Origin of the sequence: Vibrio sp. 947 (assembly GCF_033339115.1) — a bacterium.
In the GTDB taxonomy this organism is placed as follows: Bacteria; Pseudomonadota; Gammaproteobacteria; order Enterobacterales; family Vibrionaceae; genus Vibrio; species Vibrio alginolyticus.
The window spans coordinates 1-14,443 of sequence record NZ_JAWOTX010000039.1; the positions used below are offsets into that span (position 1 = coordinate 1).

The following is a 14,443-nucleotide window of genomic DNA, read 5'->3' on the forward strand; positions in this document are numbered from 1 at the left end:
TATCGCGATGTTTCGTCGGGTCTATGGCGATTCACCTACGCGTTACTTTTCTAATCGCGGAATATAATTTCCGTGCTCGCATGCTCATGATGTTCCCCTAATTATCTTTAATCAAAAAAGGTAAATATTGAAAAGATTAACTGTTATGTTATAACATTTTTCTACCCCAAATGAGCTGAAATCAATTTCGAAGTGGATAATAGATTCGTCGCGAACGCTACCATCTTGGTCGTAGAGTATTGGTTATCGAAACCATTAACTCATGTTAGTGAAAGGAAGTTCCTGAACCCTATAGTGCTTCTTTCACCAATCTTCTGTTTGGGCCATTATCTCTAACATCCAGACGCGAAATAGCATAAGATACACGGCCTTTACTAGCACTGAGCCACTCATCGTAATGACAGATAAAACACAGCAAGCGACATTTGCCGATCTTGGCCTGATTCCAACATTAGTCGAGCGACTAGAAGCGTTGGAATACAGCCAACCGACGCCCATTCAATCCCGTTCTATTCCTGATATCCTTGAAGGGAAAGATATTATTGGTGGTGCCAATACGGGTTCTGGTAAAACCGCTGCTTTTTCGCTGCCAATCCTGCAAAAAATTGTTCAGCAAGACGGATCAAACAATCGCCGTGGTAACTTCGTTTCTCACCTGATTTTAGTTCCAACTCGTGAGTTGGCATCACAGGTGGCATACAACGTCAAATCTTACTCGTACCATCTTAGAGATAAGATCAAAACGGTTGCCGTATTTGGTGGTGTATCGGTGAACCCACAAATGCTAGCGCTTCGCGGTGGCTGTGACATTATCGTAGCTACGCCGGGTCGATTACTTGATCTGGTATCCAGTAACGCGATTAAGTTGAGCCAAGTAGAAACGCTCGTCCTTGACGAAGCCGACCGAATGTTGAGCCTCGGATTTACCGAAGAACTCAATAAGATTCTTGCGTTACTGCCAGAGAAGAAACAGACGCTGTTATTTTCTGCAACTTTCCCTGATAAAGTGACGACGTTGGCTCAGCAGTTGCTCCGCGACCCTGTTGAAGTTCAGTTGCAGAGCGCAGAAGCCAGCACTTTGGTGCAGCGCGTGTTTAGTGTAAATAAAGGTGAGAAGACGGCGGTACTCGCGCACTTAATCAAACAGCATCAGTGGCGACAGACTCTGATTTTTGTGAATGCTAAGAATGTCTGTAACCATTTAGCTCAAAAGCTGTCAAAACGCGGTATTACCGCTGAAGTTTTCCATGGTGATAAAGGGCAGGGCGCTCGTACTCGTGTCCTTGACGGTTTTAAGTCTGGCGAGATTCAAGTTCTTATTGCCACTGATATCGCAGCACGCGGCCTTGATATTGAAAAACTTCCAGTGGTGATTAACTTCGATCTTCCGCGTAGCCCTGCTGATTACATGCATCGAATCGGTCGTAGTGGTCGTGCTGGTGAAGTAGGTTTAGGATTATCTCTTATCGATTACGACGACTACCACCATTTCAAAGTGATAGAAAAGAAAAATAAGTTCCAACTTGAACGTGAGCAGGTAGTCGGTTTTGAAGTGGAAGACGATCAGAGTGAAGCCTACTTTTTACCAATGAAGCCGCGAGCGAAGCCGGCAGGTACGGGTAAAAAGAAGAAAAAGCGTAATCAATAGAAAACGTAAACTACATGTGAGTTTACTTACGGGAGTTGTTAGAGAAAAGGAATGCTCACTAGCTTGAGTCTTCGCTTCTAGCCATTCCTTTAAAGAACAATAGAGCCCTGCTGGAGCTACCAGTAGGGCTCTATTGCTTTTCAAGATAGTGTTATTGGCGACGAGCAGGGCGTCCGCGAGGTGAACGCTTTTTAAATGCAGACGCTGCTTTGGCTTGTGACTTAAGAATAGAGTCAACGGTTAGCGGCATTGGCTCTTTAGGTTCAAGGCCATGAGGGAACGTACGAGCTCTTGGCGGTAAGTTGTATTCTTCTTCGCTCGCGCGTGGCATGCGCTTAAAGCGATAAAGGTAAAAGTTTTCTAATTTTTCTCTCGCCCATTCGGTTTTCTTTAAATACTTCACGCTACTTGCAATCGAAGGCTTAGTGTTAAAGCAATTAAAACGCATTGCTGTATCTAGAATGTCCCAGCCGTAAAAATCCACTAACTCTTGCAACATAGTCTCTAGCTTTAACCCGTGCAGTGGATTGTTCTGTTGCAGCTCGATTCTCTCTTCGTCAGTCATCATTTTTAAGGGCCTTACTCATTAAAGGGCGGAGTTTAACAAAGTATACAATGCAGAGATATCTATAGTTACTTTGCGATGGATGCGAGCACAGTGATCTCTACCTTGAAAGTATAAATCGGAATTGGCCGTTCTACTTGGCTCTCTGCTCAAAAATGACTCATAAAAGTTCAAGCGTCCTAGTTCGATGTTAAATTATTGTATAATAAGTGAGATTTTTGTTGTTCTTTTACTAATGTCTAATATTCCTACCCATAGCAACACATGCTTAATAAGCTCAAAATCAAAATTCGTTCATGCCGCTTTCTTAGTATGGCCTAGAAGTTTGATGTGGGTGTTGTCTCGTATTGGTCGAAGGCCTGTCTACCAAGCGAAACTCTAGTTGACGTAGTTCAACGTTGAAACATAAAAGGATGACTCAATGTCTGACAAAAGTAAGACTTTTTACAGGGATGTGCGCAAAAAACCGCATGAATTTGAAAACCGAGAAGACTTTCTAAATCATGATTTAACCGTTATGAGCTTCCGTCGCTGGGGAATTCATTTGCCCTCACGTGATTACAGTATTGAAATCGAAGACTGGGTACCGGCATTAGCAGCAACCATTGGTAAAGTGGTTATGGTCACTGCCATGGTTTCCGCTTTTGCTGCTCAGTTTGGTTTATCTCCGGAATTCATTGCAGAAAACGTGCGTTACGAATTACTTATCGCTGGAGCCCTGTTCGTCATTCTGTTTTCTGCCATCCTAAACCCGAATGCAAACTTAGCGGGAACCCATGGCCCAATGATACCGCTGATTCCTATGATTGCAGCTGCAGGAGGGCACCCTCTCGCGCTAGGTTTGATGGTATGTGTTTTTGGGTTAATTCTCGCCTTAACCAAAGGTGGCTCTAAACTCATGACTCTGACTGGTATCGGGGTTCGAGGAGGGTTGTTGATCTACCTTGGTGCTGTTGGGTTGCTCGGGCAAATTAATAAGACGGAAGCGTGGGCTGCAAGTACGGACCAAGGTTACATTTCGTTTGTGGTCATAGGCCTAACCGTTATGGTTTACGCTTACTTAGCCAAGATCAATAAACGTTGGCTCGCTATCCCATTGTGCTCTGCACTCGCGGGTATTGTTGCTTATTTGATGGGCGCTGAGTTTGCTTTTACCACAGAGCCGGGCCTGCCTAATTTCAGTCCATTCTACTGGTGGGGGGAAGATACAGGCTGGCAGCTAGGCTGGCCAACCCTAGAGCACTTTATTGCCGTGACTCCATTTGCTCTACTGGCAGTCGCTATGTGGTCCCCTGATTATCTCGGCCATCGTGTGTTTCAAGAACTTAACTACCCAAAAGAAGCGAAAGGTGTACTCATGGATGTCGATGACACGATGGTCGGAGCATCTGTTCGTCAGGGGGTTGGCTCACTCTTAGGGGGCGGAAACCTAGCTTCTTCTTGGGGAACGTACATGATTCCTGCCGCAATTGCCAAACGTCCTATTCCAGGTGGCGCACTGTTAACGGGTTTCATGTGTATTGCGGCGGCGGTAATTGGCTACCCAATGGATCTAGCAATGTGGGAACCTGTTCTGCGCGTTGCTTTGATTGTCGGTGTATTCTTACCACTTCTTGAAGCGGGTATGCAGATGATCCATAAGCATAAAGATTCACTCAGTGCAGGTATCTGTATTTTTGCCTGTGCATTCGTTAATCCAGTCTTCGGTTGGGCAATCACGATGCTGTTGGATAACCTCGGGCTTATCGGCGACCATGAGCGTGCTAACGAACTATCGCGCAAAGATAAATATCTGATTCCTGGCACTGCGTTTATCGTTTGTGCAGGCTCCCTTGCTATTGTTGGTCAGCTTCCAGGCATTCCAGCTCTTATCGGTTAATCGAATTATGCTCTAAAGGTATAGTGAGAACAGTGAGTAAAGGGACTTGCTTCTTAAAATAGTAGACAAAAACAAAAAGCTACCTAGTACCAGGTAGCTTTTTGCATGTAGGGTTAGGCTACGGAGTTAGGCTATATGAGTGATTCAATGCCGTATTTTGCGCCGTAGTGTTCAACGACAAAATCAATGTCTTTGTCACCACGGCCTGATAAGTTGATCAAAATCGAGCCGGTTTCTCCTTGCTGCGCGAGTTTAATTGCGTAAGCGACAGCGTGTGAGGATTCAATAGCAGGAATTATTCCCTCTTCACGAGACAGCTCAAAGAAGGCATCAATCGCTTCGTCATCACTGATTGAGCCGTAATTGACACGGCCAATGTCTTTTAAGTAACTATGCTGAGGTCCAACCGATGGGTAATCCAAGCCACTTGCTACAGAGTACACTTCCTGAGGTTCACCTTGTGCATCTTTAAGCATGTAAGACTTAAATCCGTGCATGATACCTGGCTCACCGAGTGTGAGTGTTGCAGCATGCTCGCCAACCTTTTGCAAAGAGCGGCCCGCTGGTTCAACGCCGTGAATGGCGACTTGTTCATCCTCTAAGAAAGCAGTAAATAGCCCCATCGCGTTAGAACCACCTCCAACGCATGCGACGAGATTATTGGGTAACTTGCCGGTCATTTCTTTGAATTGAACTCGTGCTTCGTTACCGATAATTGATTGGAAATCTCTCACCATTTTAGGGAATGGGTGAGGACCAACGACAGAGCCTATCGCATAAAGTTGTGTATCAGGATCTTTCAGATAAGCTTCGAATGCAGAATCTACCGCTTCTTTGAGGGTTTTGCGCCCATGAGTGGCAGGAATGACATTAGCACCAAGGATTCTCATGCGGACGACATTCGGATGTTCTTTGGCGATATCAACTTCACCCATGTAAATATCGCATTTCAAGCCAACCAATGCCGCGGCTGTAGCAAGCGCAACACCGTGTTGTCCTGCGCCAGTTTCAGCAATCAGTTTCTTCTTACCCATCTTTTTAGCGAGAATGGCTTCTCCTAAGCAGTGGTTAATTTTATGTGCGCCTGTATGGTTTAAGTCTTCGCGCTTTAGGTAGATGTCTGCTCCGTATTTTTTAGACAAGTTTTCCGCATGGAAGATTGGGCTAGGTCGTCCAACAAAGTGCTTATACAGGCGAGCGAGTTCCGCTTTAAATTCAGGATCTTTGCTGCATTCCTCATAAGCTGCGTTGATGTCATGCATGATTTGTTCAAGCTCAGGTGGAACAAAGCTACCACCGTATTCACCAAAGTATCCTTCTTCGTTGGGCATAGTGAGATCAAACGAGTTTTTCATTATTTACATCCTAGTTAACGAAAGTATTGATACTTTATACCCAAAATTTGGAAGAGGTTGTGTGATCAGTTGCTTAAATAACAATTGTCGATCTAGTGAACTAGTTAAAAAGTACAGCTTGGGTAGGGGATAATAGTTGGGATGTAGAATCAGGTGGTTTGAATAGGTGCAAAAAAGCCCCGAGAGATCCTAGGCTGTCATAAGAACCTCTCGAGGCAAACAGAGTGCTGGAAATACACTCTGCGATGGTGTCTGGAAACAAAAATTAGATTCGTTTCCTTTGTCAGATATTAGGGTTTTAGAATGAGTCGATGTCAGCGAAATGTCACAAGTTAATTGCGGTATTAAAAGCTTATTTTTTATTTTTGATTAATGGATTAGAAAGTAACCTAAAACAGGCTAACCTACCGCGTGTTCCGCATCTTTTAAGTTGAACATGATCTTTCTTTATTTCGAATCGACGTCTTTAACCAACACGTGCACTTTAGCTCCTAGAGTAAACGTGGTGCTCTGGCTAGAAATTTTTTGTTTGACTGCATCAAATTCGAACTCACCATTTTGGAAAGTTGATAAAGGAATGAGACCTTCGGTTCCTCTAACTCAACAAATACCCCGAAGTGTGTGACTCCACACGCTGTCCCTATGAAGTGTTGTCCGATAAATGGCTTCATGTAATGACATTTCAGTGCAAACTCAATCTCTCAGCTAGGGATTATGTGCTCGTAGTTATTAGAATTTATTGATTGAGCAGATATATTTAATTTCATTTTTTCTCTTATATTCGCCAATCGCTTTTATTTTATAAACTTTATTTTTATGAGCAAAGCATGAGGCGAAGTGATTCAGATATGAATGAGATTAATTTAATTCCAAACTGGAATTGCAAGGTAGGTTGTGTGATTACCTAAAGATGTATACCAAAGTGACTTTATTGAAAGTGATTAATGATGGTGTGGGAGAGGTAAGTGATTTGGCTATATAAACTTAGATAGAGAATAGTAAGGGCAGTAACAAGTGGAAGGGGGTTGTGGCACCAACAACATTGATGCCACACAAAGAATTACAGTGCAGTTACTTCAGCTGCTTGTAAACCTTTGTTACCTTGTTCAACAACGAACGATACTTTTTGGCCTTCAGTAAGAGTTTTGAAGCCTTCAGAAACAATAGAACGGAAGTGAACGAATACGTCATCACCGCCATTGTCTTGAGAAATAAAACCAAAACCTTTAGTTTCGTTGAACCATTTTACTGAACCAGTTAATTTATTAGACATAGATACCTCTATATTTGATTGTTTTAAATATTGAATTTTTAGCTAATATCAAGTGCTACTATATGATTTTAGAGATAACTATTTTGTCGCAGGAACGTAAACGAGGAATTCGATGTGGAACTGAGAGAAACTTTGATCTTTAATTACATTAATAGCTCTTTCCGTAAGAGCTGATGTGCAGTATACCGACAAAATTAATAAAGGCTAGCCTTTTCTTTTTTATTTTTTGAGTACACCAAGCGCATTGCTTTCAAAGCATACGCTTGGTGTATAAGACGGCGTGATGTTATAGGTGGCGTCGAGCGCTTAGTGTTTTCTGGTTGGGCCGTTACGAACGATGTCTTTACCATTGTCATATACGTGCTGCGAAACCCAGCGGCCAAGGAGCAATTGGTGCTTTTCTCCTAATACGGCAACAAATGGACGGCCATCGGTATTAGAGGTGGCTAGCGCAACGCCAGTGACACCTTCAAGGCCTAGAGCGCCGCTTTCTACTAAATGCAGAAATGCCTCCAACTCTTCAATCGTTTCGATTACATGGTTATCAATATTCATTGTATTCAATCTCTTCGAATTGCATTGCGGTCGCGTACTCTACCTAAGTTAAGCGTGGAAACCAAGCTTCTACGTGCGTCATGTAATGAGAGAACTTTGCCCTGCCACTAATCATCAATAAGTTAGTCTCGATAGTCCGGAACTTGCCTAGATTCAATGGGGCAGAAAACACTCTCTGGTTAGACATGAGTCACATAATGTTGTCTGGTTTATCTCATCAATACTTTTGCTATTGGATGGGGTGAAGGGGAGTGCAATAATTTGTAAAACTCTTTTCCTAAAGGCTGTTATGAAGAAAGTCCTGATTACCGGTTTTGAACCTTTTGGTGGTGACGCCATTAACCCCGCCTTAGAAGCGGTCAAGCAATTAGAGGCTGCGGCCATAAAAGGCGGTGTGATAGTTACTTGCCCAGTCCCCGTAGTTCGATATGACTCGGTGAAAGTCGTTATTGAAGCAATAGAAGCGCACCAGCCAGACTGTGTAATTACTGTAGGGCAAGCGGCCGGGCGTAGCGCGATAACCCCAGAACGTGTCGCAATTAATGTCGATGATTTTCGTATTCCAGATAACGCTGGGCATCAGCCGATTGATGAACCCGTGGTGGCTGATGGTCCTGATGCTTACTTCTCGACACTGCCGATAAAGCGTATTGTTCAAACGCTGCAAAAGCAGGGGATACCTAGCCAGATTTCCAACAGTGCCGGAACATTTGTATGTAACCACCTTTTTTATGGGATCCAACATTATCTAAAAGACAAACCTATTCGTCATGGGTTTGTTCATATCCCATTATTGCCAGAACAAGCAGTAGATGGCAGTCAGCCTTCCATGTCTCTGGAGATGATAGTCGAAGGGCTAAGGCTGGTGGCGCAAGTTTGTATTGCCAATGAAAACGACATATTGGTCAGCGGCGGGTCGATTTGCTAGTAAGTGCTTTACAGTCCACTAAGTGTCTGAAAGCTAGTAATAAGTTCATCGTTTGATGTTGTAATAAATGTTAGCTTTGTCAAATTTCACAAGTAGCGAAAGGAGTAGCATTGAATAGTCAGGTTGGATGTTGTTCAAACTGGCACTCCCCTAATACAGGAGGTATTAGGGGCTACCCTTACGAAAGGCGAGTTATCATGAAAAGCAACAAAAGTAAGTCTATCGCACTTATCTCTGTCGTTGTTTTCGCATTGGCTATCGCTGCGCTTAAATTCGAAAATACACTCGGAGTTCTTCCCATTGTAGTCGCTATTATCGCGTTTTTTGCCTGCGTCATTTACACCAGTATGTATCTTTCTGATATGAAGCGTTCAGAGTTGATAAGTCACTCTGATCATTCTCAAAAAATGTATACCCACGCATCACGCAATGAGCTTGATGAGCGCGATAAAAAGCGTTGAAGCGAGTCACATTCTCCGTATACTTTGCTGGAGCATTAATGCACTAACGTGTCGGAGATAAGCATGTCAAATCGAGTACCAACCAACATACTGACCGGATTTTTGGGTGTCGGTAAAACGACCACGATTTTAAATCTACTGAAGAACAAACCGGAAAACGAAAACTGGGCGGTTTTGGTCAATGAATTTGGTGAGATTGGCATCGATGGTGCATTGATGACCGACCAAGGTGCGCTGATTAAAGAAGTGCCGGGTGGCTGTATGTGTTGTACGGCGGGCGTGCCAATGTCGGTCGGTATTACCGCGTTACTGCGCCAAAAACCGGACCGTTTATTGATTGAGCCGACAGGCCTTGGTCATCCAAAACAGGTTATCGCGACGCTTACCTCAGAACAGTATGAACCTTACGTTGATCTAAAAGCGACGATCGCTCTGGTTGATCCGCGTAACTTAAGTGATGAAAAATATCTTTCTAACCAAAATTTCGTGGACCAGTTAGACAGCGCAGATGTGGTTATAGGCAGTAAGGTTGACCTTTGTACCAGTCACGACATTGATGTGTTTAATGACTGGGTGACGGACCAATCTCCCTCAAAAGTATTCAGTAAGCTTATTCATGATGGTGAGTTACCGATAGAAGTCTTGGATATCGAACGGGTTTACGGCAGCGCTTCTTCCCATATCGAGTCACATCATCATGACCATGCTCACCAAGAGCCTCAATTCCAGTTGCCGCCAGGTGAAGCCTTTGTGCGTAAAGAGAACAAAGGGCAAGGGTATTTTAGTTGCGGGTGGTTGTTTGGGGCAGAGTACACGTTTGATTTTGATAAACTCTTCTCAATGCTTTCGGACTTAACGGCTGAACGTGTTAAAGCAGTGGTCAATACGGATCAAGGTTGTTACGCGTTTAATGTTGCCAACAGAGTCGTGTCGGTGAATGAAATCAGCTTAGAAGGCTTTGAATCACGATTAGAAGTGATAGATTCTCAGCTGTTGCCATGGGATGAGCTTGAGCGAATTCTCCTTCAGTTATCTGGCATCAAACATTAAATCGCGCAAAGGTTAAACGAAAACGGTGAACCACTAATATATCTGTGCTCACCGTTTTTTCTTTTGTAGGATTTCAATGAGAAAAGTGAGATAAATCACTCAAATTCGGGTATAGTGCACGGCTAAATTTTTAAAGCTATTTTTAGTGGTTTGTTTAAGGAATACGCTCAATGTCATTTTCATCTCAAGGTTTTGCGCCAGAAGTGGTTAAAGCACTGGCAGAATGCGGTTATGAAAAGTTAACGCCAATTCAACAGAAGGCGATTCCAATGGCTCGCAAAGGCCATGATATTTTCGCTACAGCACAAACAGGTACTGGTAAAACGGCTGCGTTTTCTCTGCCTATGATTCAGCAGCTGCTAGACAGTAACCGTAGCGCTTCTCGTAAGACTGCTCGCGCACTTATCTTGGCTCCAACTCGTGAGCTTGCTGAACAAATTGCTGACAACATCAAAGCTTACACGAAGTACACGAACCTGTCGGTGGCTGCGATTTTCGGTGGCCGTAAAATGTCTTCTCAAGTAACGGCATTAGAAAACGGTGTAGATATCCTAGTGGCTACACCTGGTCGATTGGAAGAGCACATTGAACAAGGTAATGTCTCGGTCGCACACTTAGAGTTTTTAGTGTTTGATGAAGCAGACCGTATCTTGGATATGGGCTTTATTCATGCAGTTCGTAAGATCATGCTGGATGTGGATACAGACCCACAAATCATGATGTTTTCGGCAACGACTTCGAGCCAACTAAATCTGTTAGCAAAAGATATCCTGCGTAAGCCTAAGCGTATTGAAGTTGAGCGAGCGAATACGACAGCACAGACAGTTGCTCACGTGTTATATCCAGTTGATCAAGAGCGAAAAACGGAACTGCTTTCGGAGCTGATTGGTCGTAAGAACTGGAAACAAGTGTTGGTATTTGTGAACTACAAAGAGACCGCAAACGACGTTGTAAAAGAGCTGAAACTTGATGGTATCAAAGCGGTGGTTTGTCATGGTGACCGTGCTCAAAGCGCTCGTCGTCGTGCGCTAGAAGAGTTTAAATCCGGTAAAGCACGTGTCATGGTGGCTACCGATGTCGCTGCTCGAGGTCTAGATATTGAAGATTTACCTCACGTTGTGAACTATGACATGCCTTTCCTAGCGGAAGATTACGTTCACCGAATTGGTCGTACAGGCCGTGCAGGTAAACAAGGTCATGCCGTTTCATTTGTAAATCGAGATGAAGAACTCACGGTTGTTCAGGTTGAAAATCTAATCCAGCAGCGAATTCGCCGTATTGAGCTTGCTGGCTATGAACCAAAACAGCGTGAATCTTACATTGAAAAGCTGCACTCAAAACCAGCATTCAAGAATCGTCAAGGTCGTCGTAATAATCCGAACCAGTCGGCAACAGACCAAGGGTCGGCAGAGCGTCGTCTTGCTATGGTGAAGCGCCTGAAAGCGCGTCGTGGCGCAAAGTAAATTACACAGTCTGTGTGAAAAGAGCCCCTCAATTGAGGGGCTTTTTTTGTTTTGTCGTTTCGCGTTAATTTAGGCCAAGCATATTTGGCTCACCACGATAAATAATGCGATCGTTTCCTCGGTGAATACCAAACGTAACTGTAACAGGTGGATTTTCCTCTTCACTTGTCGTGTTATCCCAATCGTATTTCAGCCAAGGGATGCGATTACCTGAGCCGTCTAAATCCAGGTGGAATTGTATTTGCTCGCGTGCTGAGTCAATTTGGCTTGCAACGATATCGGTCATCCTGCCAACATGCATTGTCCCAACTCCAGAAAGCATGGCGTTGTTTGCAGGCGCATTCGACCAAATTGGCGTGCTGAAGTAATATTCACCATTCGCCGTTGTTGAGCTGTCATCGAAGTTAGTCATAAATCGACCGTTTTGCCAAGTTTCTACAGCAAGTGGCACTTTGATCACCATGCCTTGGTTGCCACCTACATCTTGAAAGTTCAAACGACCGAATCGAATGTCTGGTTGTTTTGTGAGTACTTCGCTATCGTCGAAGAAGTTTACCTCATCAACGGCTTTAGTCGTGACTATACCTATTTTGCTGCTGTCACTGTTAGTCCCTTTATTAAATGGGCCATCAGGATATTGCTTATCTGTCGTGTTCTTTTTCCAGCATGGGCTATTGTTACAAGTCGCATTGGTCGAGGGCTTCTCTATAACAAACGTTCCAACACTCGCGCTACCCAGTAGTTTCCAGTCTACCTTCTTAGGCTTAGGCGGCAAAAACCGATCGGAGTATGAGCTTAGCTCGCCTAAATCGAAATGTTGTTGAAGGTTAGACGAAAAGTGGACGTAATTCTTCACGTTTTCCTTATTCGCATTGAGTGCGACAACATCGTAAGTGACTTTCTCAAAAGGTTGATTCATGTAAGCAAAAGTTTGGCCATGTGGGTAGTGCCATTCTTGGTCTTGCACTTGAAAATATTTTGGGTAAAAACGACCAACGTAACGATAGCCTTCGTTCACAGTCATACCTAGATATTTACTTTCTAGGTTTGCTTTTACTCTCAAGCTCCCGACTTCTTCCCAATATAATCCATTAAAGACGAATTGATCATTCTTGGCTGAATTATGCGCCTGAGCCAGTGAGTCACTACTTTTTAGCAATTTTGAGGTTTGGTTCGCTGTCTCTGATGGCGTATGTTGCTCACTCGACAAGACAACCGATGCTGCTGGAGCGTCATCAAGCGTAAAATTACGGGTGATAGAAGCATCACAATAGCGTGCTGATTCAACAGACCCACTTACAGAGCCGTCAGGTTGCCAAATGATTGGTTTCACCGTTAGAGAGAAAAGTTCTCCGGCAGCAAGAAACCCTTCTCCTTGTTCAGAGGTGCCAGAAGGCAAAGCACGTTGGTTGTCACAAATAGCGAGTGTCCATGGTCGCGAGTGCACATTAAATGTCCCTTTCACTTCCACTTTGCCTTCTTCTGGACATTCTTCAAATCCCTCACATTCAAAATGATCGGACAATGTCACTTCAAATATGCCGGACTCGTTCGTGATAAGACCATGTTCAGACAAGCCGTCTTTAAATTCCGCTGAATAGCTAAAGTTTCCTTCACTTCCTCCTAATGGTTGAACCAATGGATGAAAAATCTTAGGCGTACCATTATAGTTGCTTGCCACTACAGGTTCGCCGGTGGAGGCACAAGCAAGCAATCGCGTATGCACGTTTTCTGGTTTACCTGCAATAACGCGTATTTCATTTAAAGTTGCGCTTTTCGTCTTTGAGTAGGCCTCAAACATAAATGGCGTAAACATAAAGCGAACAGTTTGATGCTTGCTCGTGTCTTTCGCCATAGTGAAAGTTAGTGTGTAGTTGGTATCTAACGAGATCGTATCAATATTATTCGGAACCACTCGAACAACAAGTTCACCATTCTCGTCAGATATAAATTGGTTGGCTCCTAATGTCTGCTGACCTTTAACCACCTCTAAAGTGAACAAGTCAGGGTGTGATAGGACAGCACTGACTTCTGCGCTTACAACTTCTCCATTATTGGTTGTTGTTGCTGTAAATTGCGGAAGATCGTCGCCGCACATCAGTGCCATGTCGTCCGATGGTGTGACGCTGAGGTTTAAGTCGTTCTCCGATGGAGGCTGCATGCTGCAATTCGGAACATCTTGAGGGGTGATTGGACAGACTTGGGAAGAGTAGTGACAATCAGCCTCGCCCAATCCACAGTATTGCGTGTATTTGTTGTCTTGTGCTTTCGTTTGTGCACTTCCTGGCGTTTGTTGGATTTCACCACAAACTTGACTAGGCTGATTTGGAGCGTTGTTGAAGTTCAATGTTTGGAAGTATTTAATTGCTGCGGTGGAACTATAGAATGAGCCACTTAATGTAGCTGACGATCCTACAGATTCAGCCGTACCATAGATCGACATATCTTTTATAATCAGAGATTTGTGCGCAGAAACATCACCGACGACAAAATGGTCTTGTAAAGGATGGTTTGTTTTTAGGTGTAGTGTTTCGCCTTGTGATTCGACCTTACCACAGATGTTTGTATTAAATATATTGGTCGTGCTGTGAGTCAAAATGTCACCAATAATGGTGTTGTACTCACCATTAATATGAAGGGCCTCACCTGTTAGCTCTATATCCCCATCGATGAGTACGTTATGCAGCTTTGTTGGATAAGCCGATAGAAGATCACCATAGATAACAGTGTGCTTGTTTTGGTAATCGTCGAGGTTTGATGCTTTCTCATTGTTAACCGTTAATCCGGTAGCGAGGGCGTGTAGAGAGATACGTTTATTGGGTTCACCAATTGTATTATTCCCCTCTAACACAATTCCATAATCTGCTTTTAATATTATCTCTTTTTCCGGTAATGAGGAGACAATTTTATCACCAGCGGGTAGGACTAGTTTCCCTGTACAGCGATAAGTCGTGCCATCGCTTTCGATACTAAAACTCTTGTGTGAGCAAAGTTGACCTAACTCAGATAGATCTTTTACGTCATAAGTGGTGGCGTGTGAGGTTAGCGGTAAAAAAAGAACCGCAGTGAAAATACTGCAAAGACGCATCATCAAATGTCCTAATGAGTGGAACAAGATGGCATCAAGCGAGCGTGAGCAAATGCTCACTGAAATTGGAATAGCTGCGGTACTTTTTTGTTCTGAAGCCGCTTAGTTATTGAACTTTGGTTATTTTTTATTTCGTATGTCATACCAAAGTTTAGCGGCCTTATTACAACGTAAGTGT

General features: G+C 43.7%; 11 protein-coding genes and 1 pseudogene. 6 read left to right on the forward strand and 6 right to left on the reverse strand.

The window, feature by feature from the left end; all coding sequences use genetic code 11:
• The first annotated feature begins 397 nt into the window (after positions 1-397).
• Entirely contained in the window at positions 398-1,648 is a 1,251-nt protein-coding gene (locus tag R7Q39_RS27495) for a DEAD/DEAH box helicase (RefSeq protein WP_318077118.1), read from the forward strand.
• Positions 1,649-1,799: 151 nt separating this feature from the next.
• Here R7Q39_RS27495 and R7Q39_RS27500 read toward each other — a convergent pair whose 3' ends face one another.
• Positions 1,800-2,216, reverse strand: a complete 417-nt coding sequence (locus tag R7Q39_RS27500; RefSeq protein ID WP_005375544.1) for a VF530 family DNA-binding protein — start codon at positions 2,214-2,216, stop codon at positions 1,800-1,802.
• Positions 2,217-2,634: 418 nt separating this feature from the next.
• Between R7Q39_RS27500 and R7Q39_RS27505 the strand changes: the two genes are divergently transcribed.
• A complete protein-coding gene (locus tag R7Q39_RS27505) occupies positions 2,635-4,092 on the forward strand; it encodes a DUF3360 domain-containing protein (RefSeq protein WP_005375642.1) in 1,458 nt (485 codons plus the stop codon).
• A gap of 131 nt (positions 4,093-4,223) precedes the next feature.
• On the opposite strand, the gene trpB is transcribed toward R7Q39_RS27505, so the two are convergent.
• The 4 genes and pseudogenes from trpB to R7Q39_RS27525 form a co-directional block, all read right to left on the reverse strand.
• Positions 4,224-5,447 carry a tryptophan synthase subunit beta gene (gene trpB / locus R7Q39_RS27510; protein WP_005375643.1) on the reverse strand — a complete coding sequence of 408 codons (1,224 nt, stop codon included), beginning with the start codon at positions 5,445-5,447 and terminating at the stop codon, positions 4,224-4,226.
• Between the two features lie 447 nt (positions 5,448-5,894).
• Positions 5,895-6,148, reverse strand: a pseudogene (locus tag R7Q39_RS27515) (S1 RNA-binding domain-containing protein); the annotation flags it as partial.
• 359 nt (positions 6,149-6,507) lie between these two features.
• Positions 6,508-6,720, reverse strand: a complete 213-nt coding sequence (locus R7Q39_RS27520) for a cold-shock protein (protein WP_005375644.1) — start codon at positions 6,718-6,720, stop codon at positions 6,508-6,510.
• A gap of 306 nt (positions 6,721-7,026) precedes the next feature.
• On the reverse strand, positions 7,027-7,275 hold the full coding sequence (locus R7Q39_RS27525) for a hypothetical protein (RefSeq protein ID WP_005375646.1): 249 nt from the start codon (positions 7,273-7,275) through the stop codon (positions 7,027-7,029).
• 289 nt (positions 7,276-7,564) lie between these two features.
• On the opposite strand from R7Q39_RS27525, the gene pcp reads away from it, so the two are divergent.
• The 4 genes from pcp to R7Q39_RS27545 all read left to right on the forward strand — a co-directional run bounded on the left by pcp (position 7,565) and on the right by R7Q39_RS27545 (position 11,177).
• Complete coding sequence (gene pcp, locus R7Q39_RS27530; protein WP_025768981.1) at positions 7,565-8,203, forward strand: pyroglutamyl-peptidase I; 639 nt, start codon at positions 7,565-7,567, stop codon at positions 8,201-8,203.
• Between the two features lie 197 nt (positions 8,204-8,400).
• Complete coding sequence (locus R7Q39_RS27535; RefSeq protein WP_017635759.1) at positions 8,401-8,664, forward strand: hypothetical protein; 264 nt, start codon at positions 8,401-8,403, stop codon at positions 8,662-8,664.
• Positions 8,665-8,727: 63 nt separating this feature from the next.
• Positions 8,728-9,714, forward strand: a complete 987-nt coding sequence (locus R7Q39_RS27540) for a CobW family GTP-binding protein (RefSeq protein WP_025768980.1) — start codon at positions 8,728-8,730, stop codon at positions 9,712-9,714.
• Between the two features lie 170 nt (positions 9,715-9,884).
• The gene (locus R7Q39_RS27545) at positions 9,885-11,177 is read left to right on the forward strand and encodes a DEAD/DEAH box helicase (RefSeq protein WP_025768979.1); all 1,293 of its coding nucleotides are present in this window, start codon (positions 9,885-9,887) and stop codon (positions 11,175-11,177) included.
• A gap of 64 nt (positions 11,178-11,241) precedes the next feature.
• Here the strand turns inward: R7Q39_RS27545 and R7Q39_RS27550 are convergent, their stop codons facing one another.
• Positions 11,242-14,268 carry a DUF6701 domain-containing protein gene (locus R7Q39_RS27550; RefSeq protein WP_318077119.1) on the reverse strand — a complete coding sequence of 1,009 codons (3,027 nt, stop codon included), beginning with the start codon at positions 14,266-14,268 and terminating at the stop codon, positions 11,242-11,244.
• Between the last annotated feature and the right edge of the window lie 175 nt (positions 14,269-14,443).